The organism is Pseudoduganella sp. SL102 (assembly GCF_027856995.1).
Lineage (GTDB): Bacteria > Pseudomonadota > Gammaproteobacteria > Burkholderiales > Burkholderiaceae_D > Rugamonas > Rugamonas albidiflava.
This window is the reverse complement of record NZ_CP115554.1, coordinates 656,140-679,331: the sequence shown is the minus strand read 5'-3', so window position 1 is coordinate 679,331 and position 23,192 is coordinate 656,140. Positions and strand designations below refer to the sequence as shown.

The following is a 23,192-nucleotide window of genomic DNA, read 5'->3' as shown; positions in this document are numbered from 1 at the left end:
TCAATTCTGGCCGGACATCGCCGGAAATACCACGGTCACCAGGCGGATCACTGCCGGCCCCATCAGCACCAGTATCAGTGACGGGAACATGCAGAAGATCAGCGGGAACAGCAGCTTCAAGCCGATCTTGGCAGCGGCTTCTTCCGCCAGCAGCGTGCGCTTGAGCCGCAGGTTGTCCGAATGGATCCGCAACGAGTCGCCCATGCTGGTACCGAACCGTTCGGCCTGGATCAGCATCGCCACCAGGGTGTCGACATCGTCCACGCCGCTGCGCAGCGCGAAGTTGCGCAACGCCTTCTCCTTGGAAAAGCCGGCGCGCATTTCCATCAGCACGAGCTGGAACTCCTGCGCCAGCACGGTGCTCTTGATGTCGATCTCGGCCGCTACCTTCGTCAGCGCCCGTTCCATCGACAGCCCTGCTTCGACGCACACGGTCATCAGGTCGAGGGCATCGGGGATGTTCTCGAAGATCTCGCGCTGGCGCCGCTCGGCGGTGCGGGACAACAGGATGTTCGGCAAGTAGTAGCCCAGTGCCGCGCTGGAAAACAGCAACAGCATGAAGCCGTTGCGCGCGCCCGACATGCTGCCGACCACCAGCAGCGCCAGCAGGGCCGGCGCGCCGAGCGACAGCAGGGTCTTCGCGGCGAAGTACAGCGTGGGCGCCGACGCACTGCGCCAGCCCGCGTTGATGAATTTCGTGCGCAGCGGCGAACGTTCCCAGCCCTCCTCGGGCAGCGACAGTTTCGTCAGCGGCTTGGCAACCCGCGCCACGCGTTCCACCCATTCGCCTTCGCCGCGCTTGACCGGCTCCTCCTCCGCCGCGCCGCGGAACTCACGCAAGCGCTCGCGCAACGGGATCGGCGAGAAGATCGCGATCCCGGCCAGCACCACCCCGGCCGCGGCGATGAAGACGATCACCAGGAATAACAATTGGTTCCCGTTCATACGCGAATCCTCACGACGTTACGCATCCAGAAGGCGCCGATGGCCATCGCGCCGCCGGCGGACCACAGCATCTTCACACCGAGCGGATCGGTCCACAGCAGGCTGATGTATTTGTAGTTGACCACGCTCATCAGGACCAGCATGACAAGCGGCAGCAAGCCCAGGACCCAGGCCGACATGCGCCCTTCGGCCGACAGGACGCGCACCTGGCCCTGCAGCTTCAGCCGTGCCCGCACCAGCCTGCTGATATTGTTCAGCAGCTCGGCCAGGTTGCCGCCCGACTCGCGCTGGATCAGCACGGCCAGCACGAAGTAGCGCAGGTCGGTCAGCGGGATCCGCTCGGCGAGGCCATGCAGCGCCTCGTTCATCGGTGCGCCATAGTTGATCTCTTCATAGGCGGCCTTGAATTCGGCACCGATCGGCTCGGGAATCTCGTCGCCCACCATTTTCAGCACGTTGGCGAAGGAGTGGCCGGCACGCAGCGCGCGCGCCAGGAAGTCGGCGGCCTCCGGCAGTTGTCCCTCGATTTTCCTCAGGCGCTTGCCGCGGGCCCGCAGCAATACCCAGTACGGCCCGCCAATGGCGCTGGCCATCAGCGCGCACGCCGGCAGCAGCGGCGGCTTCAGTAAGGCCAGCACCAGCAGCGCACCACACGGCAAGGCGCACGACCAGCCGAGAAATTGCGCGACTTGCCAGCGCCCGCCGGCCTGCAACAGTAGCCGGTCGAATCGTGCCAGTTGCGGCATGCCGCGCAGCCAATGTTCCAGGCCAGGCGATGCGGCATAGCGGCGCTGCTTCAGGATGCTGATCCGTTCGCCGCCTTCGGCGCGGCCGGACATCAGGTCGAGCCGGTGCGCGATGCGGCGCGCACTTCGGCCATGGCTGGTGCCCCACCACATCCATGCCCCCTCCACCATGAAGATCACGGCGGCAAATACCAGTACCGCGAACGCGGTGAATACCATGTCCATCGGTGGCTCCTATTCGAACACGCGGTCCGGATCGAATGCGTTCTCGGCTACCGGCACGCCGAACATGGCCAGCCGTTCCGCGAAGCGGGGCCGCACGCCGGTGGCGAAGAAGTGACCCTGCACCTTGCCCTTGGCATCGACGCCGGTCTGCTCGAAGCGGAAAATCTCCTGCATCGCGATCACCTCGCCTTCCATGCCGGTCACTTCCTGCAGGCTGACCAGCTTGCGCGCGCCGTCCGTCAGCCGCGATACCTGCAGGACCACGGTCACCGCCGAGGCGATCTGCTGGCGCGCGGCGCGCGGCGTCAGGTTCACGCCCGACATGCCCACCATGTTTTCCAGCCGTGTCAGCGCGTCGCGCGGGGTGTTGGAGTGGATCGTCGCCAGCGAGCCTTCATGGCCGGTGTTCATCGCCTGCAGCATGTCGAGCGCCTCGGGGCCCCGCACCTCGCCCAGGATGATGCGGTCGGGCCGCATCCGCAGCGCGTTGCGCACCAGCGCACGCTGGTTCACCTCGCCCTTGCCCTCGATATTGGACGGCCGTGTTTCCAGGCGCACCACGTGCGGCTGGCGCATGGCCAGTTCGGCGGCATCCTCGATCGTCACGATCCGCTCGTTCGGCGGGATATAGCCGGACAGCACATTGAGCAGCGTGGTCTTGCCGCTGCCGGTGCCGCCCGAGACCAGGATGTTGATCTTGGCGTGCCCCAATGCCTGCAGCACCTGCATCATCGGCGGCGTCAGGCTCTTGTTCTCGATCAGGTTCTGCATCGTCAGCGGATTGACGGAAAAACGCCGGATCGACAGGATCGGGCCATCCACCGCCAGCGGCGGAATGATCGCGTTGACGCGCGAGCCATCCGGCAGCCGCGCATCGACCATCGGGCTCGATTCGTCCACCCGGCGGCCGACCCGCGAGACGATCTTCTCGATGATCTTCATCAGGTGGGCGTTGTCGTTGAATGTGACGTCCGTCAGCTCGAGCCGGCCGGCGCGCTCCACGTACACCTTGGCATGCGTGTTGACGAGGATGTCGGAAATGCTGTTGTCGGACAGCAGGCGTTCCAGCGGACCGAAGCCCAGCATTTCATGCTGGATGTCGAGCACCAGGTTGTGGCGCTCGGTCTGGTTCAGCACGATCCGCTCGTCTTCGATGATGCGCTGTACCAGCAGCGCCAGCTCGTGCTTGAACTGGTCGGGTGTCAGCCGCTTCAGGCGCTCCAGGTCGATGCGGTCCAGGATCAGCTGGTGCATCATGGCTTTCAGCTCGCGGTAGGCGGCCTGCGACGGGGCAGGCAGCACGGCGGCCATGTGGCGGGGTTCTTCCGCCAAGGCGAGGCGTTCGCGCAGGCTCATCTCGGTTCTCCTCGGGGGCGGGGGTCAGGCTTCGGCCAGGCTGCGGCCGAACAGCCTGTCGAACAGGCCTTTCGATTCCGTGACGCGCCGCTCGGTCACCACCTCGACCAGGTCCGCCAGGCTGCGCGCGACGTGGCTGCCGCGCGCGAGCTGCAGCACGGGGATGCCCTGGTTGACGGAGTCGGTGGCGGACAGGTAATCGTTCGGCACGGTATGCACGACCTCGGCGCCCAGCGCCTGTTCCAGGTCCGCCAGGCGCAGCTTGCCGCCCTTCTCGTAGCGGTTGACGATCAGCCGCGTGCGCTCCATCGGATAGCCCAGCGAGCGGAAGATGTCGAGCAGGCGGCGCCCGTCGCGGATGTCCGGCAGCGCCAGCTGCAGCACCGGGTAGATCGTGTCGGCATTGTCGAGCGCGCGCAGCGACAGCGCATCGATCTGGCGGCCCACGTCGAGCACGATGAAGTCATAGTGCTGGCGCGCCACGCGCAAGATCGCTTCCATGTGTTCGGGCTTCATGTCGGCCGCCTTGGCCGGATCGTCGGCCCCGGCCAGCACGCCGAAGTTCGCCGTCACATGCACCAGGCACGAGTCGAGGAAGGCGCCATCGATGCGGTTGATCTGCGCGCAGACATCGGCCAGCGTCATCGCCGGCTTCTGGTCCGACACGTACAGCGTGGCATCGCCGAACTGGCCGTGCATGTCGATCACCAGCACTTTCTTGTCGGCCAGTGCCGCCAGCGCATAGGCGAAATTGGTGGCCAGGAAGGTCGCGCCGCTGCCGCCCTTGCAGGCGATGAAGGCCAGCACCTTGCCGTCGCGCATCCGCGTGACGCCGGTCTCGATCTCGATGCGGTCCATCGCTTCATGGAACGCCCGGTGCACCAGCGGCAGCTGCAGCACTTCGCGCATGCCGGCGCGCATCGCGCGGATCAGCAGCTCCTGGTGTGCCTCGCGCGCCAGCAGCATGAAGCGCGCGTTCGGATATTGCCGGGCCAGCCTTTCGACGATTTCCCAGTCGCCCGGCTCGACGCCGCCGGCATCGAAAATCACCAGGTCGGGCGGGTCGGCCAGTGGCCGTTCGGCCGCATCGCGCAGACCCTGGCGCGACGCCACCAGTTGCAGTGCCGGCATGCGCGCCGACCCCTGCGCGGCGATTTCCGCATGCAACAGGCTATCCTTGCTGATCATCAAAGCTTTCATGGCGTTTTTCCTTGTTCAGAGACAGTTGTTCTCGCCCGGGACGTAACCCAGCGACTCGGCCTTGACGAGGGTTGCCGAGGGGGGGATGGACAGCGATGCCAGGCCGGGAACGATCCCGGTCATCGGTTGATAGTTCAGCGGCGTGCAGGCCCCGCCAGCACCGGTCGCGCCGCAAATGCTGACGCGCACGAGGCGGATGCACGACCCCGCATGCGGGCTGATGGCACAGTTCACGACGTTTTGCGCCGGGCACTGCGGCCGGGTGATCGTGGTCACGGTGCCGTTGGCCGACTGGCCCAGATACTCGATGTGCACGTTCGCGGTACCCAGCTCGGGCACCAGCGGCAGCGTGCCGTTGGCGGAGCCGAGCAGCGCCCGGGCGCGGAGCGCGTCCATCGCGGCGGCGTTGGCAAAGTCCGTCACCGCGGCGGCACGGGCCGCCACGCGCGTGGCATCCTGCACGGTGTTGAGCACGTACATCACGCGGGCAACCTCGAGCGTGCCCAGCACGAGCAGCAGGAAGGTGCCGAGCACGAGCGCCAGTTCGATGGTGACGAGACCGCGGGCGTCATTTATTGTCCAGCACTTTGGGTGTAGTGGTCGCATAGGTTTGCGTGGCTGCGGCAGGAATGGTCAAATTTTCCGGAAGGACTTGCTGGTAAGCGCTGCCGAAGATCGTGTCGTGAAAGTAGATCGCCGCCGAAACGGTGACGGAACTGAAATCGATATCGGTGCAATTGAAAAGTCCACACGTCACCAGGAACATGTTCGCGCGCGGCTGGATGTCGAGGCCGGCCGACCGGGTGGCGTCGTACACGGTATTCTTCACGAATTCCTTCAGGACATCCGGATCGTCAACGATGGTCGCTCTCGGCAACGTCGCGACGATGCGGTTGGTGTTCGCGACACCTTTCGTGAGCGCGATGGCGTGCCAGGTCAGGCGGCCGGACAGCACGATCATCGCCAGGATGACGATGGTGAGCGTGACCACGGCGGCCATTTCGATGGTGGCGATCCCGCGTTCGCGGTGCGGCTGGCGTTTCATCGGATCAGCTCCACGTCGCCGAGCAGCGTGCCCTCGTCGGCAAGGGTGACGAAGCCGGTGAATTCGCCAGGTATCTCGCTGGCACTGGCCGGGGCGGTCAGGAAGAATACGCCGTAGGCAAGCACGTTTGCCCTGGTGATGTCCGGACCGTCCGCCGGCCGGCATTCCAGCAACGGGATATACATGAGCCGGCGCCCTTGTCGGGCGGGCGTCAGGGGAACGGGATTGGTATCGTAGGTCGTGCCGTTGGTGGAAAAATACGGCGCGTCCGCTGGATAGTTCTTTGGCCCCGCGTGCAGCGACGTGGAGGGATACAGGGAATCCCAGGAACCGGTGATCTTGACATTGGTGGGCCTGCGGGGAATCCGGTAGGCCCACCGTACCCCGTATGCGGTGGGTGCCGGTTTCACTGCTTCCAATTCCACCGGGGAGAGGTCGGCGACCGTGCTCAGGCCCGCGTTGACCACCCTTGGCTCGGCGCTGGTATTGACCGGCGTTTCATAGTGCCAGTTCGCTCCTGCCTGCGCGTAGTTCTTGATGTTGGTGTCGGGCGGCGCCGCGTCGCGCGTGCAGTCCATGGCAGCGTTCCCGCCGCCGTACACGTTGAGGCGCGAGTTGAGCTGCGTTGCCAGGCCGAATGTCGCCTGCCTGGCGATCCTCAGGCTGCCGGTGCCGATGCGCGGATAGGCGATCGTACCCGAGCACATGAACGGCGCCATGATGGTGTTTTTCGTCGCGGCCGGTTCATTGCCCAGGCCGGGCGCCATGAGCGGATCCACGTAGTAGAACACCGGGTCCGGGCCATTCGGATTCAGCCTCAGCAGGTTATAGGTAATACCATAGCGAAAGCCGTAGCTTACCCGCTCCAGGATACCGGTCTTGTTGGAGCGAACCCCGCCGACAACCGCCGAGCGCGCGCAGATGGCAAGCGGTGTCACGTTCAGCGAGCGGCGCCCTGCCACGGCAACCGGGCGCACATCGAATGGCGCCATGGCGCCGAAAATACCCATCAGCAGCAGTGGTACTTCGCGCACGCCGGCGCCCAGCGCGCCGATATCGATGCGGGCATACAGCATGTCGGCAACCGCGCCAGCCCCGACGCTTCCTGCCGGCAGCCAGGCCGCCGCCGGCGCATGGGGATGGGCGCTGAACCGCAGCACATCCGTCACCGCATCGCCGGCAGCGACGCCACGCAGCGTTTGCGCTTTTTTCTTGACCTCGCTGACAGCGTTTTCCAGTCCGGCCGCCGTGCCGTTCAGCATGGATGCCGCGGTGATGGCCATCGTGTCGGCAGCGGCCTGCAGCTGGGCGCGCCGCAGATACACCAATCCCAGGTCGAGCACCAGGCCGGTGAAGCCCAGGAGCAGCGTCAGCATCACCGCGTACATGATCAGGATCACGCCGCGCGGGCGCCGCGCGAGTTCGGGGACCGGCTTGCGTGCGTGCTTGAAAGCAGGCTTCATCGCGGGCTTCACTGAGGGTTTCATTGCGCACCACTGACGCCGATGGTGAACACGGATTGCGCGGGCTGCGGCGCGGCGAACGATTTCTGGTAGCGCTGCTGGGCCGCGGCCGCGCTGTGGCCATCCAGGCCGTTCGCCGGCCGGTTGTCGCGGCCGGCGCCCGGATCGATCACCTGCCGCGCGAACGCGGCCCGTGTCGCGTCGCCGAAACGGGCGTCCCACTGCGGGGTCGTGCGCACGATGGCTTCGCCGCAGCCGGACAGCGCGGCAAGCATCGTTGCCATGAGCAAGCTGGTTTTCATGGGAATCTCCTTACTTCAGCTGGAATTGGGACGACGGCGAGGAAGATGGCGCGGAAGACGGCGCGGTCGGTACTGGCCGGATGGCAGGCACCGTCGCTTCCATCTTGCCGCCGATGAAGAGATTGTTGCCGCGGGCCGACTGCAGCGCATCGGTCGGCAATGCCACACCCGGCGGCAAGGGCTTGACCAGGTGCGCCGTGACCACGAACAGCAGCTCGGTGCGGTCTTGCTGGAAATCGGTGCTGCGGAACAGGGTGCCGAGCACCGGCACTTCGCCCAGCACCGGCAAGGCACCGATATTGCTGACCTGGTTATTGCGGATCAGGCCGCCGATCGCGAAGCTCTGGCCGTCGAACAGCTGTACCGTCGTGGTGGCGCGGCGGGTCGTAATCAGGGGCATGATGGCGGCGCCATTGATGCCGTTGGCGGTCAGCCCGATGCCTTCGCGCGACAGTTCCGATACTTCCGGTGCCACTTTCAGGCTGATCCGGCCGCCCGCCAGCACCGTGGGGGTGAAGCGCAAGCCGACGCCGAATTCCTTTTCTTCCAGCGTCACCTTGTTGTTGTCCTGGGCGACCGGGATGAAGATCTTGCCGCCCGCCAGGAAGCTGCCTTCCTGGCCGCTGATCGCCATCACCGTGGGTTCGGCCAGCAGGCGCACCAAACCATGGTCGCGCTGGGCATCGAGCCGCAAGGCGTTGAACGGCGACTTCGCCACCTGCGCCCCGCCCCTCAAGGTCTCGGAGAGGAAGTTCGACACCACGGACGCGGTCCATTCGCCGCCGCGCAGGCGCAGGGCGGTACCCGCTTCCAGCTTGTCCAGCAGGGTCTTCGATACTTCGGCAATCTTCACTTCCAGCATCACCTGCTGCGGTGCGCTGACGCCCAGCATGTTGACGATGCGCGCGCTGGCGCCGTTCTGGGCGCCGCCGCTGGCGCTGTCCGCCTTGCTGGCGCCGGTACCGCCTTCGCCATCCCTGCCGCCGGCGAGCGGCCTGGCCGGCCGCCGCACGTAGGCTTGCGCCAGTTCCACGACGCGTGCCAGCGTGACACCGTCCGACACGGTACCGCTAAATACCACCGTATCGGCGGCGGCGCTCACGCGGATTTCCTTTTCGTCGGGCAGCAGCGCGGCAAGGGCTGCCTGCAACGCGGAGACATCCATCGCGACGGTCACTTCGATCACGCTGCAGGCACCGCTCTTCACCTGCACGATCATGTTGGTGCTGCCGACATCGGCGCCGGCCAGGTACAGGGTATCGGGTGCCACCGCCATCGCCTGCAGCACGGCCGGATTGCCGACACTGCGGTTGACGATCGTTTCCGGCAAGCGCATCAGCGTGGACTTGCCGAGCTGCAGGGCGAGCTGGCCGGGCGCGGCGGCCTGGCCGCGGCAGCGCGGTCCGTCGGCCCGTTCGGGGGCCGCCGGCTTGCGGCGGCCGGGGTCCGCCACCGGTGCGTCGATCACGGCCGCCGTCGTGGACACGGCCGGCAGGGCCGGAGCGGCATGGGCATGGAGCGCGGCCGACAGCCCGGCAAGCAGCATTGCGGAATGGAGTTTCATGTCATCTTCCTCACAGGCATTCTTTACGGCTGCGCAAGCCATCGATGGCACCGATGCAGTGGCGGTACGGGGCGGCGCTGGCTTGCCGTGCCGGTGCACGGCGGGCCGGGGCGGCAATCGCGGCCTCGACCGCTTTCGGCGCGGCAAGACCCAGCAGGCTGCTCTTGGTCGCGCCGGCCGTGGTGCCGGGTTGCGGGTCGATCTGGTTGCGCAGCACCAGCGACAGGTTGCCGACGCTGCGTGCCAGGTCCAGCATTTCGGCCTGTTCCGGCGACACTTCCAGCGTCACGGCATTGACGACGCGCGGCTTGGTATCGTCGCGCCCGACTTCCTGCGCGACCGCCAGGACGAGGATGCGCTCCAGCACGATCTTCGAAATGGCTTCACGGTCCTCGGCAGTGCTGGTATCGGCCTGCGTGCTGACGAGGATGTCGACGAAATTGCCGGGCAGCGCGAAACCGGCCACGCCGACCACGTCGTTGACGCGGACGGTGATGGCGCGCTTGCCTTCGGTAATCAGGGCGGACAGGCCACCCAGCGTGCCGGCCGGGGCCAGCTTCGCTTCCGTCAGCGGTTCGCCACGCAGCACGCTGGTCTTCAACACCCTGCCGGACAGCTTCAGCGGATCGGTCAGCGCGCCAGCCGGCAGGCTGTCGGCGGGCCATTCGGCCAGTTTCACGGTTTCCGGACCGAGGCGCTGCCCGAGGTTGACGTCGGCAGTGGCGACGACGACGTGGGCAGCGGTGCTCGGCGCCTGCCGCAACAGCCAGCGCGAGGCCAGGGCGACCGCGGCCAGGCCAAGCACGATGGCAAAGGCCATCATCGTGTAAGCACGGCGGTTTTTCATGCAATCCTCTCGAAGAAGGTGGTATCGGCGGCAGCGGTGAACTGCATGCCCGTGGTGGCAAACATGCTCGACCAGGCCTGATCGAGGGCAGCCACCGACATGACCGGCGGCAGGCCCGTGAATGCGGCGAAATCGGCAATGCGCGACAGGATGTCGCGCGGGACACTGGCCAGCAGCGGCTGGCCGCTGTCGCGGTGCAGTTCGTTGATCAGGTAAGCCAGCGCCGCTTCATCCGGCGCGATGCCCAGCGCGCGGCACTGCTGGCGGAACAGCGTGCGGTAGGCGCCTTCGCCGATCGGCCCCACATGCACCTTGTAGCCCAGCCGGCGCAGCGACGATGGATCGAGCAGCGCCTGCGGCTCCAGGTTGGTGACGAAAATCATCGTCACGTCGAACGGCACGGCGAACTTGCGGCCGCCCTGCAACGCCAGGTACTCGGCCCCCGTGTCGAGCGGCTGCGCGAAACGGTTCAGCAATTCGGCAGCCGGCACGCGCTGCCGGCCCAGGTCATCCACGATGAACAGCCCGCCTGTCGCCTTCATGTGCGGCGGTGCCTGGTAGCTGCCGGAAAACGGGTCGTGGCGCAGGTCCAGCATGTCCAGCGCCAGTTCCGCGCCCATGTGCAGCACGGGGCGGTTGCACAATGCCCAGCGGCTGTCGGTGCTGCGCCGTTCGCCGATCGCGCGGCCCTGTGCCGCCGCGGACGGCGGATGATGGATCGCGCTGTCGAATACCTGCACGATTTCCTCGCCCATCAGGATCGCGTACGGTACCCCCACCGTGCCGTGCAGCAGGCGGCCGAGCCGGCGCGCCAGCGTGGTCGTGCCGCGGCCGGACGGCCCATGCAGCAGCAGCGAGCGGTGGGCATGCAGCGCGGCACCGGCCAGTTCGCGCACGGCGGCGGGCAGGCAGTCGTCGGCGAATTCGCTGGCGACATCGTGTGCCGCCACCGCCGGCAGCAAGGCCGAATGGCGCTGCACCAGCGCGCGGTAGGCTTCCAGCGGCACCGGCGCCGGCCCCGTGTACGGGCTGCGTTCGAGCCAGGCCACGGTACGTTGCCGGCCGGCCGATGTGAGCTGGTACTGCACGTCGATATCGGTATCGCCGCGCCAGGCGACTTCGGCCAGCTGCTCGGCCACCATGAAGTCGAGGACTTCGCGCAATACGTTGATCGACAGGCGCAACCGTGTCGTGAGGACGGGCAAGTGCGTCTTTCCAGAGCCGAACAGTTGTTTGGATGCCAGCTCGGCAAGCAGGGTCAGCTCCAGCCCTGTCTCGCGCACCGTCTTCGGCTGGGGGGGCAGCTGGCACTGCCCGCCGGTCGTTTCACCTGCAGAGATTTGAAGGTCCATCGTCGCGCTCCTGCGTTGTGGAGGAGCAATTTTAGGCGGGGGTTTCCCGACGGATATTGACCTCAGGCAAAAGTAAAACCGTGTGTCCGGAACACCACGACAGCGGTGGCCAGGCCGATCGCCACGCCATAGGGAATGCCACCGGCACTGGCTTCGCGGGTAACCGTTACCGGCTGCATCGGATAGCCTGCGAGCCGGCCCAGCATCGGCCACAGCAGGGTTTTCAGGTTGCCGGCGAGGATGCGCCAGCGGCCATTGCAGGCCACCATCACCAGCGCGAGAAGGCCGCCGATCAGGTACGACAGGACGGCGATCTCCAGGGCAAGTGCGGGGCCGACAAAGGCACCCGCCATCGCCATCAGCTTGACATCGCCGGCAGCCATGCCGCGCAGCAAATACAAGGGCAGGAAAACGCAAAATCCCGTGGCCAGCCCGGCAAGCCAGGTCGCGAGCAGGCCGCTCATGGGACCGGCGACCCCATGTAGCACGAGCGACAGCAGCAAGCCGCACAGCACCAGGACGTTGGGAATACGCCGTAACGCCAGATCGGTCACGGCTGCCTGCAGCACCAGCCACAGGAGGATGATTTGAAGTGCCTGGTTCATTGCAGGTACCAGTGACGAAAAGAGCCGCCGGCCGGACGGGCCGGCGGAAAAACTCTATTAGGGTGCAGGCAGTGCTGCTTTCAGCTCGGATCCGATCCTTTCAAAGGCGCCTTTGATTTCTTCACCGAGGGCCGTGAACGCTCCAGCGATAATAGATACGATCACCGCGGCCAGCAGGCCGTATTCGATGGCGGTGATACCCTCTTCATCCTTGGCGAATTGGCGGGCTGCATTGATCAGTGCTTTCATGATTCCTCCTGTAGGTACCTTGTGGTGGGTTGGATTCTGGTGCTGTGTGCTGCGCCAGTGAGGTAACTATAGGTTTTGTGCCAGCGGGCAAGATTGAGATAGCGCAAGCTTGCCCAAGGGAACGTCGAAGCGCGCAACATGTGTGGCGAGCCGCCGACAGCGCCCGGAATGGCGCTGCCAAGATGCTACTCAGAGTAGAATCGTTGCGTTTTCCAACTATTTTCACCGTGGATAATTGCTCCTGTTATAAAAACCATTTATCCTGATCAACTGTCCTTGGGAAAGGCCTCGTGCTCTGCGTCACTGTGTGCCTTATCGATTTGGAAGCAGATGCCGTAATCATCTAGACGAGAGTATGGATTCCCTACTGAAACACATGGTGGACATGACCGGCCACCGCGATCACACGATGCTGGACATCTCGGTGATCTCGGCGGTGCAGGAACTGGCAGGCGCCAGCCGTGCCCGCGTCCTGACGCTGGCCAATGTCCGTGGCCACCTGTACGTGCGGCCGCGCGCGCTGGTGGTCGCGGGGCAGGCGGCCAGGATGGAGGAAGCCAGCGATCCCGCCAGCCCGGGCGAACCGATCGCGCATTTCCCCGCGCTGGAGCGGTGCATCGCCCACCATGAAGCGTCCGCCGACGAGGTCGACGAGGACGGCAAGCACACGCTGTGGCTGCCGATCTGGCTGGGTGCCAAGGCCGACACCTGCCTGCAGATCGTCAACCCGACCCCGTACACGCCCGACACCATCCACGTCATTCGCGGCATCGTCAGCGTGTACAAGAACTTCCAGAACCTGCTCGACTACAGCGAGCGCGACTCGCTGACCGGCCTGCTGAACCGCAAGACCTTCGACGACCAGCTGAACAAGATGCTGCTGGCCTCCAGCGCCGAACAGGATGCGCTGACGCTGCTGCCGGGCGAAACGGAGCGCCGCCAGCGCACGGAAGAGGAAAAGCAGTGGCTGGCCGTGGTGGACGTGGACCATTTCAAGCACGTCAACGACCGCTTCGGCCACCTGTACGGCGACGAGGTGCTGATCCTGATCGCCAACCTGCTGACTTCGTCCTTCCGCGCGCAGGACCGGGTGTTCCGCTTCGGCGGCGAGGAATTCGTGGTATTGCTGCGCTCGACGACGCTGGACAATGCCAAGATGATCATCGACCGCTTCCGCATGAACGTGGAGCAGCACGATTTCCCCCAGGTGGGCAAGGTCACCGTCAGCGTCGGCTTCGTGGCGATCAGCGCCTATGAGGCGCCGGTGGTGATCCTGGGCCGCGCCGACCAGGCCTTGTACTTTGCCAAGAGCCACGGCCGCAACATGGCCTGCCACTATGACGAGCTGGTCAGCGGCGGCCTGCTGCAGACCGTCGAATCGAACGATACCGCCGAGTTCTTCTGATTGTGAAGCGGAACCGGCGGGCTGCCGAGGTCCTGAGGTAGTGCCGGCGATCGCCGAGGTCTTGTAGTAGTGTCGGCGATCCGCCGTTACGCCGGCGTCATGAAGCGCGCCGGGTCGACATTCCAGCGCACCGGGTTCTCGTGGCTGACGATCTTGTCCGCGCCACCGGCACCGAAACCGCGCGACAGGTCCACCAGTTCCGGCCGGATGTACACGTTGCGCCTGGTATGGAAGAACACGTTGACCTTCGGTGCCAGCAAATTGCTTTCATGCGGCTCGACGACGACACCGAGCCGCCCCGATTCCAGCAGCACCAGCGTGCCCACCGGATAGATGCCCACGCAGCGCATGAACGCCTGCACCAGGGCCGGATCGAAATGGAATTTGCTCCATTCGTGCAGCTTGCGCAATGCCGCCGCCGCCGGAATCCCTTTGTGATAACAGCGGTCGGCCGTGATCGCATCGTAGACATCGACGATGGCCGCCATTTTCGGCAGTTCGCCGATCTCGCCGCCGGCCAGCTTGTCCGGATAGCCTGAGCCGTCGATCCGCTCGTGGTGGTGGCGCGTGATGTCGAGCGCGATCTCGCCGATGTCGGGCGAGCGGCGCAGGATGTTGTAGCCATCTTCCGGATGGCGGCGGATGATCGCGAATTCCTCGTCCGTCAGCGGTCCCGGCTTGTTCAGGATGGCATCCGGTACCAGCGCCTTGCCGGTATCGTGCAGCAGCGCGCCCAGGCCCGCCTCGCGTACGATGCCGTCATCCATGCCCCGCGCATGGCAGAACGCGACCAGCAGCGTGCACACGCTGACCGAGTGGAGGAAGGTGTAGTCGTCCTTGGTCTTGATGCGCAGCAGCCCCGTCAACGCCCCCGGATTGCGCAGGATCGATTCGGTAATGCTTTGCACCACCGGCCGCACGGGCCCTACCTCGATGGCCTTGCCCAGGCGCGCATCGGTCATGACGTTCTTGACCAGGTCCGCGGCCTGGCGCCGGATCCGCGTGGCCCGTTCCAGTTCTTCGCCGAGCGGCACCCTGGCCGGGCGTACCGTGCGTGCGGCGATGTCCTGCATTTCCACTTCGGTGGCTGCGGCCGCCTGTTCGACCGTGGGCGCATCGGCATCGAGGCCCCTGGCCGTATCGATGATCACGATGCGGATGCCGGCCGCGTGAATCCGCTGGATTTCAGCGTCGTTCGCCAGCAGGAAGCGATTGCGCAGGAAAGGGTGGTCCATCCAGTCGCACGACAGCTCATGGATGTACATGCCCGGCTTTAACTGCGATGATTCGACTTTCTTCAGCATCTGGCTGCGATCGGACTGGTTGAGGGTTGGTTACAGCCCAGTATAGCAAAACGTTTCTGAAAAGTATTAATATAACCCTGCGAGAAACATGGAACTGCGCCAGTTGCGGTATTTTGTTGCAATAGTGGAACACGGCTCCTTGTCCCGGGCCGCCGGGGTACTGCACGTGGCGCAACCGGCGCTGACCCAGCAATTGCGCCAGCTCGAAGAAGAGCTGGGCGCCCTGCTGCTGCACCGGAGCGCCCAGGGCGTGCACAGTACCGATGCGGGCAAGGTGTTCTACGAGCATGCGCAGGCGATCCTGAAGCAGGTCGAGGATGCCCGTTCCGCCGTCAGCCACTCCGCCCGGCCGTCCGGCACGGTCACGCTGGGACTGCCGCACAGCATCTCAGCCGCCCTGGCATTGCCGCTGCTGGCGGCGGCACGCGAGCAGTATCCCGACATCACGCTGCAATTGACGGAAGAACTGACCGGCCACCTGGCCGAGCAGCTGAAGTCCGGCCGGGTCAACCTGGCCGTGCTGTTCGATGACGGCCAGCTGACGCCTTTCGCCACCATCCCGCTGGCCGAGGAGGCGCTGCGTTACATCTGCCGCGCGGATGCACCGTGGTTCCCGGGTCGCACCGCCGTGTCACTCGCCGAGGCGCTGGGCACCACACTGATCCTGCCCGGACTGCAGCATGGCGTGCGGCCCCGGATCGAGGCCGTGGCCCATGCCGCCGGGCTGGCGACCGCGGGCGTCATTGAAATCAACTCGATCGCGATCCTGAAGTCGGCCCTGATGGCGGACATGGGCGCCACCATCCTGCCCGTGGCGCCGGTACTGCCGGAAATCGAGCGCGGCCAGATGCGCTGGCTGGACATTGGCGAGCCGGCGATTTCACGCACGGTGGTGCTGTGTGCTTCCCGCAACCTGCCGCCGACCACGGCCGCCACGGCGATCAGCCGGCTGGCGCTCGACGTGGTGCACCGCTTGTGCACCAGCGGCGCATGGCCGGGCGCCCAGCTGCGGTAATGCCGTGCCGTGGTGGCATAGCCATCACTTTTTCTTATACCCCCATCCCCAAACCCTATTTCCGCATACGTCAACCCCGGCGTACACTGATTCGATGACTGCCTACCAGGGCGGTCAACGGATCCGGCAAAGAGCGGCACAAGACCGCACGGATCCGACAGTGGCCTGGGCCGGACAGTTTCTACCCGAAGTGCGATGGCACAGGCGCAACCGAAACAAGATTTTGGAGACAAGCCATGCCCGATACCTCGGTCAAAGGTCCCGGTGCCGCCGCCCCGCTTCCCGGCGCGAACGGCCCGCAGCCAGTCCGCCTGAACGACGTCAGCCTGGACGACAAGTACACCGCCACTTCCGGCAAGATCTTCCTCTCCGGCATACAAGCCCTCGTGCGCCTGCCCTTGATGCAGCGCAAACGCGACATGGCTGCTGGCTTGAACACGGCTGGCTTCATTTCCGGCTATCGCGGCTCGCCGCTGGGCGGTCTCGATGAAACGCTGTGGAAGACGCAGCCGCACCTCGAGGCGCACCATGTCCAGTTCGTGCCGGGGGTGAACGAAGACCTGGCGGCAACGGCTGTCTGGGGCTCGCAGCAGGTCGACCTGGTCGGTCCGGCGAAATACGATGGCGTGTTCGCCATGTGGTACGGCAAGGGCCCGGGCGTGGACCGCTGCGGCGATGTCTTCAAGCACATGAACCATGCCGGCACGGCGCGGCACGGCGGCGTGCTGCTGGTGGCGGGCGACGACCACGGCGCCTATTCGTCGACACTGCCGCACCAGTCAGACCATATCTTCTCGGCCTGCATGATCCCCGTGCTGTACCCGTGCAATGTGCAGGAATACCTCGATCTCGGCGTGCATGGCTGGGCCATGTCGCGCTTTTCCGGCTGCGCGGTGGCCTTCAAGGCGCTGGCCGATACGGTCGAATCCTCCTCGTCGGTGGATGCCGATCCCTTCCGCGTGCAGGTGAAACTGCCACAGGACTTCCACATGCCCGAAGGCGGCCTGAATGCGCGGCTGTCCAACGTGCCGCTGGGCCGGCAGGCGCGCAACCAGGAAGCGCTGATGCAGGACTACAAGATCTATGCGGCACTGGCCTACGCGCGCGAAAACAAGCTGAATCACACGACGATCGACAACCCCGATGCGAAGCTGGGCATCATCGCTTCCGGCAAATCCTACCTGGACGTGCTGGAGGCGCTGGAAGAACTGGGCATCGACGAGGCGATGGCGGCCAGGGTCGGCCTGCGCCTGTTCAAGGTTTCGATGCCTTGGCCGCTGGAACCGGATTCGGTGCGCGAATTCGCCCAGGGGCTGGACGAGATCCTGGTGGTGGAAGAAAAGCGCCAGTTCGTCGAATACCAGCTGAAGGAACAGCTGTATAACTGGCGCGACGACGTGCGCCCGCGCGTGATCGGCAAGTTCGACGACAAGGGCGAATGGGTGGCGCCTCGCGGCGAATGGCTGCTGCCGCCGAAGGCCGATTTCTCGGTATCCCAGGTGGCCCGGGTGATCGCCTCGCGCATCGAGCGCTATGTGGCCGATCCGCATGTCCGCGACCAGATCAAGGCGCGGCTAGTGTTCCTCGATGCCAAGGATGCCGTGCTGCAGAAGGCCATCAGCACGCCGTTCCGGCCCGCGTTCTACTGCTCCGGCTGCCCGCACAACACATCGACCAAGGTACCGGAAGGCAGCTTCGCGCTGGCCGGCATCGGCTGCCATGTCATGGCCACGTCGATCTACCCGGACATGAACAAGCTGACCACGCACATGGGCGGCGAAGGCGCGCCGTGGATCGGGCAAGCGGCGTTTTCCTCCGTCCCGCACGTGTTCCAGAACCTGGGCGACGGCACCTATTTCCACTCCGGCTATCTCGCCATTCGCGCGGCGGTGGCGTCCAGGGTGAACATCACCTACAAGATCCTGTACAACGATGCGGTGGCCATGACGGGCGGCCAGCCGGTCGACGGCACGGTGTCGGTGCCGATGATCGCGCAGCAGATGGCCGCCGAGGGCGTGAAGCGCATCGCGCTGGTGACGGAAGACCTGTCCCGCTATGCGGACCGCTCGAACCTGCCCGCGTTCGTGACGCTGCACGACCGCAAGGAGATGGATGCGGTGCAGCGCGAGCTGCGCGACATTGCCGGCTGCACCGTGCTGATCTACGACCAGACCTGCGCGGCCGAGAAACGGCGCCGCAGGAAAAAGAAGGAGCTGGTGGATCCGGACAAGCGCATGGTGATCAACGAGGCGGTGTGCGAAGGCTGCGGCGATTGCGGCATCCAGTCCAATTGCGTGTCGATCCTGCCGAAGGAAACCGAGTTCGGGCGCAAGCGCACGATCGACCAGTCCAGCTGCAACAAGGATTACTCGTGCGTCAAAGGCTTCTGCCCCAGCTTCGTCACCGTGGAAGGCGGCACGCTGAAAAAATCGAAGGCCGACAAGACCCACACCGAAGACTGGGGCGCCCTGCCGCAGCCGATGATCCCGGCGTGCGAACAGCCCTACAACATCCTGATCAACGGCATCGGCGGCACCGGCGTGATCACCGTGGGCGCGCTGATGGGCATGGCCGCGCACCTCGAGGGCAAAGGGGCCTCGGTGCTGGACATGACGGGCATGTCGCAGAAAAACGGCTCCGTCACATCGCATGTCAAGATCGTGCAGTCGCCGGCGCACCTGCGCGCCCAGCGCATCGCCACCGGCGAGGCCGATCTCGTGCTGGGCTGCGACATGCTGACCACGGGCGCGGCGGATGCCATCGCCAAGATGCGCCCGGGCCGCACGCTGGCCGTCGTGAACCTGCACGAACAGCCGCCCGGCACGTTCGCGCAAAATGCCGACTGGGAATACCCGGTGGCGGATGTGCGCGCGCTGATCGAGGAATCGGTGGGCGGCGCCGGTGCCGCCGATTTCGTCGACGCGACCAGGCTGGCGACCGGGCTGATGGGCGACTCGATCGCCGCCAACCTGTTCATGCTGGGCTATGCGTGGCAGCGCGGCCGCATTCCGCTCACCGAGGCGGCGCTGCTGCGCGCGATCGAGATGAACGGCGTGGCCGTCGAATCGAACAAGAAAAGCTTCCTGTGGGGACGGCGCGCGGCAGTGGACGTGAAACGTGTGGAATCGATCGCCACGCCCGCGCAGGCGGTGGTGGTGCAGATGCCGCAAAGCCTGGACAGCATCCTGCGCAAGCGTGTCGACTTCCTGACCGGCTACCAGGATGCCGCCTATGCCGGCCTGTACCAGCAATTCGTCGAACAGGTGCGCGACCGCGAAGCCGCCCTGGGCATGCCGTCGAAACGGCTGTCGATCGCGGTGGCGAAAGCGCTGGCCAAGCTGATGGCCTACAAGGATGAATACGAAGTGGCGCGGCTGTACACGGATGGCCGCTTCGTCGAACAGTTGAAGAGCCAGTTCGAAGGCGACTTCACGCTGAAATTCAACCTCGCGCCGCCGGTGTTCGCGAAGAAGGATGCCCAGGGCCGGCTGGTGAAAGCCGAATACGGTTCGTGGACGTGGAAGGCCTTCCAGGTGCTGGCGCGCCTGAAGGGCTTGCGCGGCGGCCCGCTCGACATCTTCGGCCGCACCGCGGAGCGCAGGATGGAACGCGCACTGATCGGCCAGTACCGGCAGGTGATGGCCGACGTGCTGGCACGCCTGACGCCGGAGAACTATGACACCGCCGTGGCACTGGCGGCCCTGCCGGAAAAGATCCGCGGCTTCGGGCATGTGAAGGAAAAGGCAGTGGAGACCTACCACGCCGAACAGGCCCGCCTGCTGGCGGCCTTCGGCGGCTCGCACCAGCACGCCGCATGACCGGCAAAAAACGGTGACAAAAACGGTGACAGGCCGATTTACAAAAACGGTGACAGGCTCCGATTTACATAAAACCGGTGACAGGCTCCGATTTACATAAAACCGGTGACAGGCTCCGATTTACATAAAAACGGTGACAGTCACCATTTTCCGGGAAATATTTCCCGGAAATCGGAGCCTGTCACCGGTTTTCGGGCAACTTCTTGCGCTAATTTACGTTTACGTCAACGTAACTCCATTGCGACATATAATCGGATCATCGCGATCCGCCAGAATTCTCAGGGAACTCCATGAACGATCTGACTTCCGCCAAGACCCTCGCCGCCGATGCGCAACCGCCGCGGCCGGCCAACAAGGTACGTTTCGTCACCGCCGCCTCGCTGTTCGACGGGCACGATGCGTCGATCAACATCATGCGCCGCATCCTGCAGTCGCACGGTGTGGAAGTGGTGCACCTGGGGCACAACCGCTCGGTCGACGAAGTGGTGACGGCCGCGCTGGCCGAGGATGTGCAGGGCATCGCGATCTCCAGCTACCAGGGCGGCCATGTCGAATACTTCAAGTACATGATCGACCTGCTGCGCCAGCGCGGCGGCGCGCACATCAAGGTGTTCGGCGGCGGCGGTGGCGTGATCGTGCCGGCCGAGATCGCCGAGCTGCATGCGTATGGCGTGACGCGCATCTTCAGCCCCGAAGATGGCCAGCGCATGGGCCTGGCAGGCATGATCGACTGGATGGTGCAGCAATGCGACGTCGACCTGTCGCAGTACTCGCCCACGTCGCTGGCACCGCTCCAGGATGGCGCCATCGTGGAGCGCCACCGCCCGCTGGCCCAGCTGATCACGGCGCTGGAGAACGGCAAGGCCGACGCGGCGCTGCGCCGGCAGCTGGCCGAAGCCGCCGATGCGCTGCGCGTGCCCACGCTGGGCATCACCGGCACCGGTGGCGCCGGCAAGTCGTCGCTGACCGATGAACTCATCCGCCGCATCCGCCTCGACCAGGACGATGCCCTGAACATCGCCGTGATCTCGATCGACCCGTCGCGCCGCAAATCCGGCGGCGCGCTGCTGGGCGACCGCATCCGGATGAACGCGATCAATCCGTGGCACCAGGGTGGCGAACTGCGGCATCGTGTCTTCATGCGTTCGCTGGCCACGCGCGAGGCGGGCTCGGAGATTTCGCAGGCGCTGCCGGACGTGATCCGGGCCTGCAAGGTGGCCGGCTTCGACCTCGTGATCGTGGAGACTTCCGGCATCGGCCAGGGCGATGCCGCGATCGTGCCGCACGTGGACGTGTCGATGTACGTGATGACACCCGAATTCGGCGCCGCTTCCCAGCTCGAGAAGATCGACATGCTCGATTTCGCCGACTTCATCGCCATCAACAAGTTCGACCGCAAGGGCGCGCAGGATGCGCTGCGCGACGTGGCGAAACAGTACCAGCGCAACCGCGAGCTGTGGACCAGCCAGCCGGACGAGATGCCGGTGTTCGGCACCCAGGCATCGCGCTTCAACGACGATGGCGTGACCGCGCTGTACCACGGCCTGTTGCCGAAGCTGGCGCAGTTCGGCTTGCGCACGCAGCCGGGCCAGTTGCCGCGCGTCGATGTGCGCTTCTCGTCCGGCAAGAACGTGATCGTGCCGCCAGCCCGGGCGCGCTACCTGGCCGAGATCGCCGACACCGTGCGCGGCTACCAAAAGCAGGTGCGCCGGCAGGCCGTGCTGGCACGCGAACGCCAGCAATTGACGGAAGCGAAACGCATGCTGGCGGCCGCCGGCAAGGGCGCCGACTTCGACGACGTGATCGCCGAGCGCGATCACGCGCTGGACAGCGGCGCCAAGAAACTGCTGGCCATGTGGCCGGACATGCAGGCGGCCTACGCGGGCGACGAATACGTGGTGAAAATCCGCGACAAGGAAATCCGCACCGGGCTCGTGCAGCACACGCTGTCCGGCACGAAGATCCGCAAGGTGGCGCTGCCGAAGTACGAAGACCATGGCGAGCTGCTGCGCTGGCTGATGCTGGAAAACGTGCCCGGCTCGTTCCCGTACACGGCGGGCGTGTTCGCCTTCAAGCGCGAGGGCGAGGATCCGACCCGCATGTTTGCCGGCGAGGGCGATGCGTTCCGCACCAACCGCCGCTTCAAGCTGGTCTCCGAGGGGCTCGACGCAAAACGCCTGTCGACCGCCTTCGATTCCGTGACGCTGTATGGCGCCGATCCGGCTCCGCGGCCGGACATCTACGGCAAGGTGGGCAACTCCGGCGTATCGATCGCCACGCTGGACGACATGAAGGTGCTGTACGACGGCTTCGACCTGTGCAACCCGTCCACCTCGGTATCGATGACGATCAACGGCCCGGCGCCGACCATCCTGGCGATGTTCATGAACACGGCGATCGACCAGCAGCTGGACAAGTTCGTGGCGCAGAACGGCCGCCAGCCAACCGACGACGAGGCGGCGAAGATCCGCGCGTGGGTGCTGCAGAACGTGCGCGGCACGGTGCAGGCCGATATCCTGAAGGAAGACCAGGGACAGAACACGTGCATCTTCTCCACCGAGTTTTCGCTGAAGGTGATGGGCGATATCCAGGAATACTTCGTCCATCACGGCGTGCGCAATTTCTACTCGGTGTCGATCTCCGGCTACCACATCGCCGAGGCCGGGGCCAATCCGATCTCGCAACTGGCCTTCACGCTGTCGAACGGCTTCACTTTCGTTGAAGCCTACCTCGCGCGCGGCATGCACATCGACGACTTCGCGCCGAACCTGTCGTTCTTCTTCTCGAACGGCATGGACCCGGAATACACCGTGCTCGGCCGCGTGGCACGGCGCCTCTGGGCCGTGACGATGCGCGACAAGTACGGCGCGAACGAACGCAGCCAGAAGCTGAAGTACCATATCCAGACTTCCGGCCGTTCGCTGCACGCGCAGGAGATCGACTTCAATGACATCCGCACCACGCTGCAGGCACTGATCGCGATCTACGACAACTGCAACTCGCTGCATACCAATGCCTACGACGAAGCGATCACCACGCCCACCGACGAATCGGTGCGCCGCGCGCTGGCGATCCAGCTGATCATCAACCGCGAATGGGGGCTGGCGAAGAACGAAAACCCCAACCAGGGCGCGTTCATCATCGACGAGCTGACCGACCTCGTGGAAGAAGCCGTGCTGCAGGAATTCGAGCGCATCGCGGAACGGGGCGGCGTGCTGGGGGCGATGGAAACCGGCTACCAGCGCGGCAAGATCCAGGAAGAGTCGCTGTTGTACGAGCACCGGAAGCATGACGGTTCGCTGCCGATCATCGGCGTCAACACGTTCCGCAATCCCAAGGGCGTGGAAGCGCCACAGACCATCGAACTGGCGCGCTCGACGGACGACGAGAAGCAGTCGCAGTTGCGCCGGCTGGCCGACTTCCAGGCACGCCACGCGGATGCCGCGCCGGCTGCCCTGGCCGCCTTGCAGCAGGCGGCGATCGACAACCGCAACGTGTTCGAGCAACTGATGGACGCGGTGCGGGTCTGTTCGCTGGGCCAGATCACCAATGCGCTGTTCGAGACCGGTGGCCAGTACCGGCGCAATATGTAGGCTCTTGTCCTCGGCCGCCACACATGCTTGCACGCGTGGCGGCCCTGCTGATCTGCATCAATCCGCTCATCCCGCCAACCGTTGTCCTGCTTCGCAGTACTGCTGAGCGTCAATACCGCAATCTTCCCCCACGCTAACTTCGTATCTCATTCCCTGGC

Annotated in this window: 18 protein-coding genes; 4 read left to right on the top strand and 14 right to left on the bottom strand. The window is 65.2% G+C overall.

The features are described 5' to 3' along the window. From OU994_RS02980 to OU994_RS02920, 13 genes are all read right to left on the bottom strand, one after another. A complete protein-coding gene (locus OU994_RS02980) occupies positions 1–945 on the bottom strand; it encodes a type II secretion system F family protein (protein WP_281609579.1) in 945 nt (314 codons plus the stop codon). Beyond that, positions 942–1,916 (bottom strand): type II secretion system F family protein, encoded by a 975-nt coding sequence (locus OU994_RS02975; protein WP_281609578.1) that lies wholly within the window; start codon positions 1,914–1,916, stop codon positions 942–944. Before OU994_RS02975 ends, OU994_RS02980 begins: the two co-directional genes overlap by 4 nt. A gap of 9 nt (positions 1,917–1,925) precedes the next feature. Then, positions 1,926–3,272 carry a CpaF family protein gene (locus tag OU994_RS02970; protein WP_281609577.1) on the bottom strand — a complete coding sequence of 449 codons (1,347 nt, stop codon included), beginning with the start codon at positions 3,270–3,272 and terminating at the stop codon, positions 1,926–1,928. Positions 3,273–3,296: 24 nt separating this feature from the next. Further along, a complete protein-coding gene (locus OU994_RS02965) occupies positions 3,297–4,472 on the bottom strand; it encodes an AAA family ATPase (RefSeq protein ID WP_281609576.1) in 1,176 nt (391 codons plus the stop codon). 15 nt (positions 4,473–4,487) lie between these two features. Next, the gene (locus OU994_RS02960) at positions 4,488–5,078 is read right to left on the bottom strand and encodes a TadE family protein (protein ID WP_281609575.1); all 591 of its coding nucleotides are present in this window, start codon (positions 5,076–5,078) and stop codon (positions 4,488–4,490) included. Continuing rightward, the gene (locus tag OU994_RS02955; protein ID WP_281609574.1) at positions 5,041–5,517 is read right to left on the bottom strand and encodes a hypothetical protein; all 477 of its coding nucleotides are present in this window, start codon (positions 5,515–5,517) and stop codon (positions 5,041–5,043) included. Before OU994_RS02955 ends, OU994_RS02960 begins: the two co-directional genes overlap by 38 nt. After that, the gene (locus OU994_RS02950; protein ID WP_281609573.1) at positions 5,514–6,980 is read right to left on the bottom strand and encodes a pilus assembly protein TadG-related protein; all 1,467 of its coding nucleotides are present in this window, start codon (positions 6,978–6,980) and stop codon (positions 5,514–5,516) included. The genes OU994_RS02955 and OU994_RS02950 overlap by 4 nt, the downstream gene beginning before the upstream one ends. 20 nt (positions 6,981–7,000) lie before the next feature. Further along, positions 7,001–7,282, bottom strand: a complete 282-nt coding sequence (locus OU994_RS02945) for a hypothetical protein (protein WP_281609572.1) — start codon at positions 7,280–7,282, stop codon at positions 7,001–7,003. Between the two features lie 10 nt (positions 7,283–7,292). Continuing rightward, a complete protein-coding gene (locus tag OU994_RS02940) occupies positions 7,293–8,846 on the bottom strand; it encodes a type II and III secretion system protein family protein (RefSeq protein ID WP_281609571.1) in 1,554 nt (517 codons plus the stop codon). 10 nt (positions 8,847–8,856) lie between these two features. After that, entirely contained in the window at positions 8,857–9,693 is an 837-nt protein-coding gene (gene cpaB, locus OU994_RS02935; RefSeq protein ID WP_281609570.1) for a Flp pilus assembly protein CpaB, read from the bottom strand. Beyond that, entirely contained in the window at positions 9,690–11,045 is a 1,356-nt protein-coding gene (locus OU994_RS02930) for an ATP-binding protein (protein ID WP_281609569.1), read from the bottom strand. The genes cpaB and OU994_RS02930 overlap by 4 nt, the downstream gene beginning before the upstream one ends. A gap of 62 nt (positions 11,046–11,107) precedes the next feature. Beyond that, the gene (locus OU994_RS02925) at positions 11,108–11,650 is read right to left on the bottom strand and encodes a prepilin peptidase (protein WP_281609568.1); all 543 of its coding nucleotides are present in this window, start codon (positions 11,648–11,650) and stop codon (positions 11,108–11,110) included. A 57-nt stretch (positions 11,651–11,707) separates the two neighbouring features. Further along, positions 11,708–11,899 (bottom strand): Flp family type IVb pilin, encoded by a 192-nt coding sequence (locus tag OU994_RS02920; RefSeq protein WP_281609567.1) that lies wholly within the window; start codon positions 11,897–11,899, stop codon positions 11,708–11,710. A gap of 355 nt (positions 11,900–12,254) precedes the next feature. On the opposite strand from OU994_RS02920, the gene OU994_RS02915 reads away from it, so the two are divergent. Beyond that, positions 12,255–13,304, top strand: a complete 1,050-nt coding sequence (locus OU994_RS02915) for a GGDEF domain-containing protein (protein ID WP_281609566.1) — start codon at positions 12,255–12,257, stop codon at positions 13,302–13,304. An 86-nt stretch (positions 13,305–13,390) separates the two neighbouring features. Here OU994_RS02915 and OU994_RS02910 read toward each other — a convergent pair whose 3' ends face one another. After that, entirely contained in the window at positions 13,391–14,608 is a 1,218-nt protein-coding gene (locus tag OU994_RS02910; RefSeq protein WP_131148235.1) for an HD-GYP domain-containing protein, read from the bottom strand. An 88-nt stretch (positions 14,609–14,696) separates the two neighbouring features. On the opposite strand from OU994_RS02910, the gene OU994_RS02905 reads away from it, so the two are divergent. The 3 genes from OU994_RS02905 (at position 14,697) to icmF (ending at position 23,034) form a co-directional block, all read left to right on the top strand. Then, entirely contained in the window at positions 14,697–15,623 is a 927-nt protein-coding gene (locus OU994_RS02905) for a LysR substrate-binding domain-containing protein (protein ID WP_281609565.1), read from the top strand. Between the two features lie 236 nt (positions 15,624–15,859). Further along, complete coding sequence (locus OU994_RS02900; protein ID WP_281609564.1) at positions 15,860–19,441, top strand: indolepyruvate ferredoxin oxidoreductase family protein; 3,582 nt, start codon at positions 15,860–15,862, stop codon at positions 19,439–19,441. Positions 19,442–19,731: 290 nt separating this feature from the next. Then, on the top strand, positions 19,732–23,034 hold the full coding sequence (gene icmF / locus OU994_RS02895) for a fused isobutyryl-CoA mutase/GTPase IcmF (protein WP_281609563.1): 3,303 nt from the start codon (positions 19,732–19,734) through the stop codon (positions 23,032–23,034). Positions 23,035–23,192 lie beyond the last annotated feature (158 nt).

What these genes read in the sequence shown, in the direction of transcription:
- cpaB (WP_281609570.1), bottom strand. Translation starts at nt 9,693, where the DNA reads ATGAAAAACCGCCGTGCTTACACGATGATGGCCTTTGCCATCGTGCTT.
- OU994_RS02955 (WP_281609574.1), bottom strand. Translation starts at nt 5,517, where the DNA reads ATGAAACGCCAGCCGCACCGCGAACGCGGGATCGCCACCATCGAAATG.
- OU994_RS02975 (WP_281609578.1), bottom strand. Translation starts at nt 1,916, where the DNA reads ATGGACATGGTATTCACCGCGTTCGCGGTACTGGTATTTGCCGCCGTG.
- icmF (WP_281609563.1), top strand. Translation starts at nt 19,732, where the DNA reads ATGAACGATCTGACTTCCGCCAAGACCCTCGCCGCCGATGCGCAACCG.
- OU994_RS02940 (WP_281609571.1), bottom strand. Translation starts at nt 8,846, where the DNA reads ATGAAACTCCATTCCGCAATGCTGCTTGCCGGGCTGTCGGCCGCGCTC.
- OU994_RS02915 (WP_281609566.1), top strand. Translation starts at nt 12,255, where the DNA reads ATGGATTCCCTACTGAAACACATGGTGGACATGACCGGCCACCGCGAT.
- OU994_RS02905 (WP_281609565.1), top strand. Translation starts at nt 14,697, where the DNA reads ATGGAACTGCGCCAGTTGCGGTATTTTGTTGCAATAGTGGAACACGGC.
- OU994_RS02930 (WP_281609569.1), bottom strand. Translation starts at nt 11,045, where the DNA reads ATGGACCTTCAAATCTCTGCAGGTGAAACGACCGGCGGGCAGTGCCAG.
- OU994_RS02945 (WP_281609572.1), bottom strand. Translation starts at nt 7,282, where the DNA reads ATGAAAACCAGCTTGCTCATGGCAACGATGCTTGCCGCGCTGTCCGGC.
- OU994_RS02970 (WP_281609577.1), bottom strand. Translation starts at nt 3,272, where the DNA reads ATGAGCCTGCGCGAACGCCTCGCCTTGGCGGAAGAACCCCGCCACATG.
- OU994_RS02960 (WP_281609575.1), bottom strand. Translation starts at nt 5,078, where the DNA reads ATGCGACCACTACACCCAAAGTGCTGGACAATAAATGACGCCCGCGGT.
- OU994_RS02980 (WP_281609579.1), bottom strand. Translation starts at nt 945, where the DNA reads ATGAACGGGAACCAATTGTTATTCCTGGTGATCGTCTTCATCGCCGCG.
- OU994_RS02925 (WP_281609568.1), bottom strand. Translation starts at nt 11,650, where the DNA reads ATGAACCAGGCACTTCAAATCATCCTCCTGTGGCTGGTGCTGCAGGCA.
- OU994_RS02920 (WP_281609567.1), bottom strand. Translation starts at nt 11,899, where the DNA reads ATGAAAGCACTGATCAATGCAGCCCGCCAATTCGCCAAGGATGAAGAG.
- OU994_RS02950 (WP_281609573.1), bottom strand. Translation starts at nt 6,980, where the DNA reads ATGAAGCCTGCTTTCAAGCACGCACGCAAGCCGGTCCCCGAACTCGCG.
- OU994_RS02900 (WP_281609564.1), top strand. Translation starts at nt 15,860, where the DNA reads ATGCCCGATACCTCGGTCAAAGGTCCCGGTGCCGCCGCCCCGCTTCCC.
- OU994_RS02910 (WP_131148235.1), bottom strand. Translation starts at nt 14,608, where the DNA reads ATGCTGAAGAAAGTCGAATCATCGCAGTTAAAGCCGGGCATGTACATC.
- OU994_RS02965 (WP_281609576.1), bottom strand. Translation starts at nt 4,472, where the DNA reads ATGAAAGCTTTGATGATCAGCAAGGATAGCCTGTTGCATGCGGAAATC.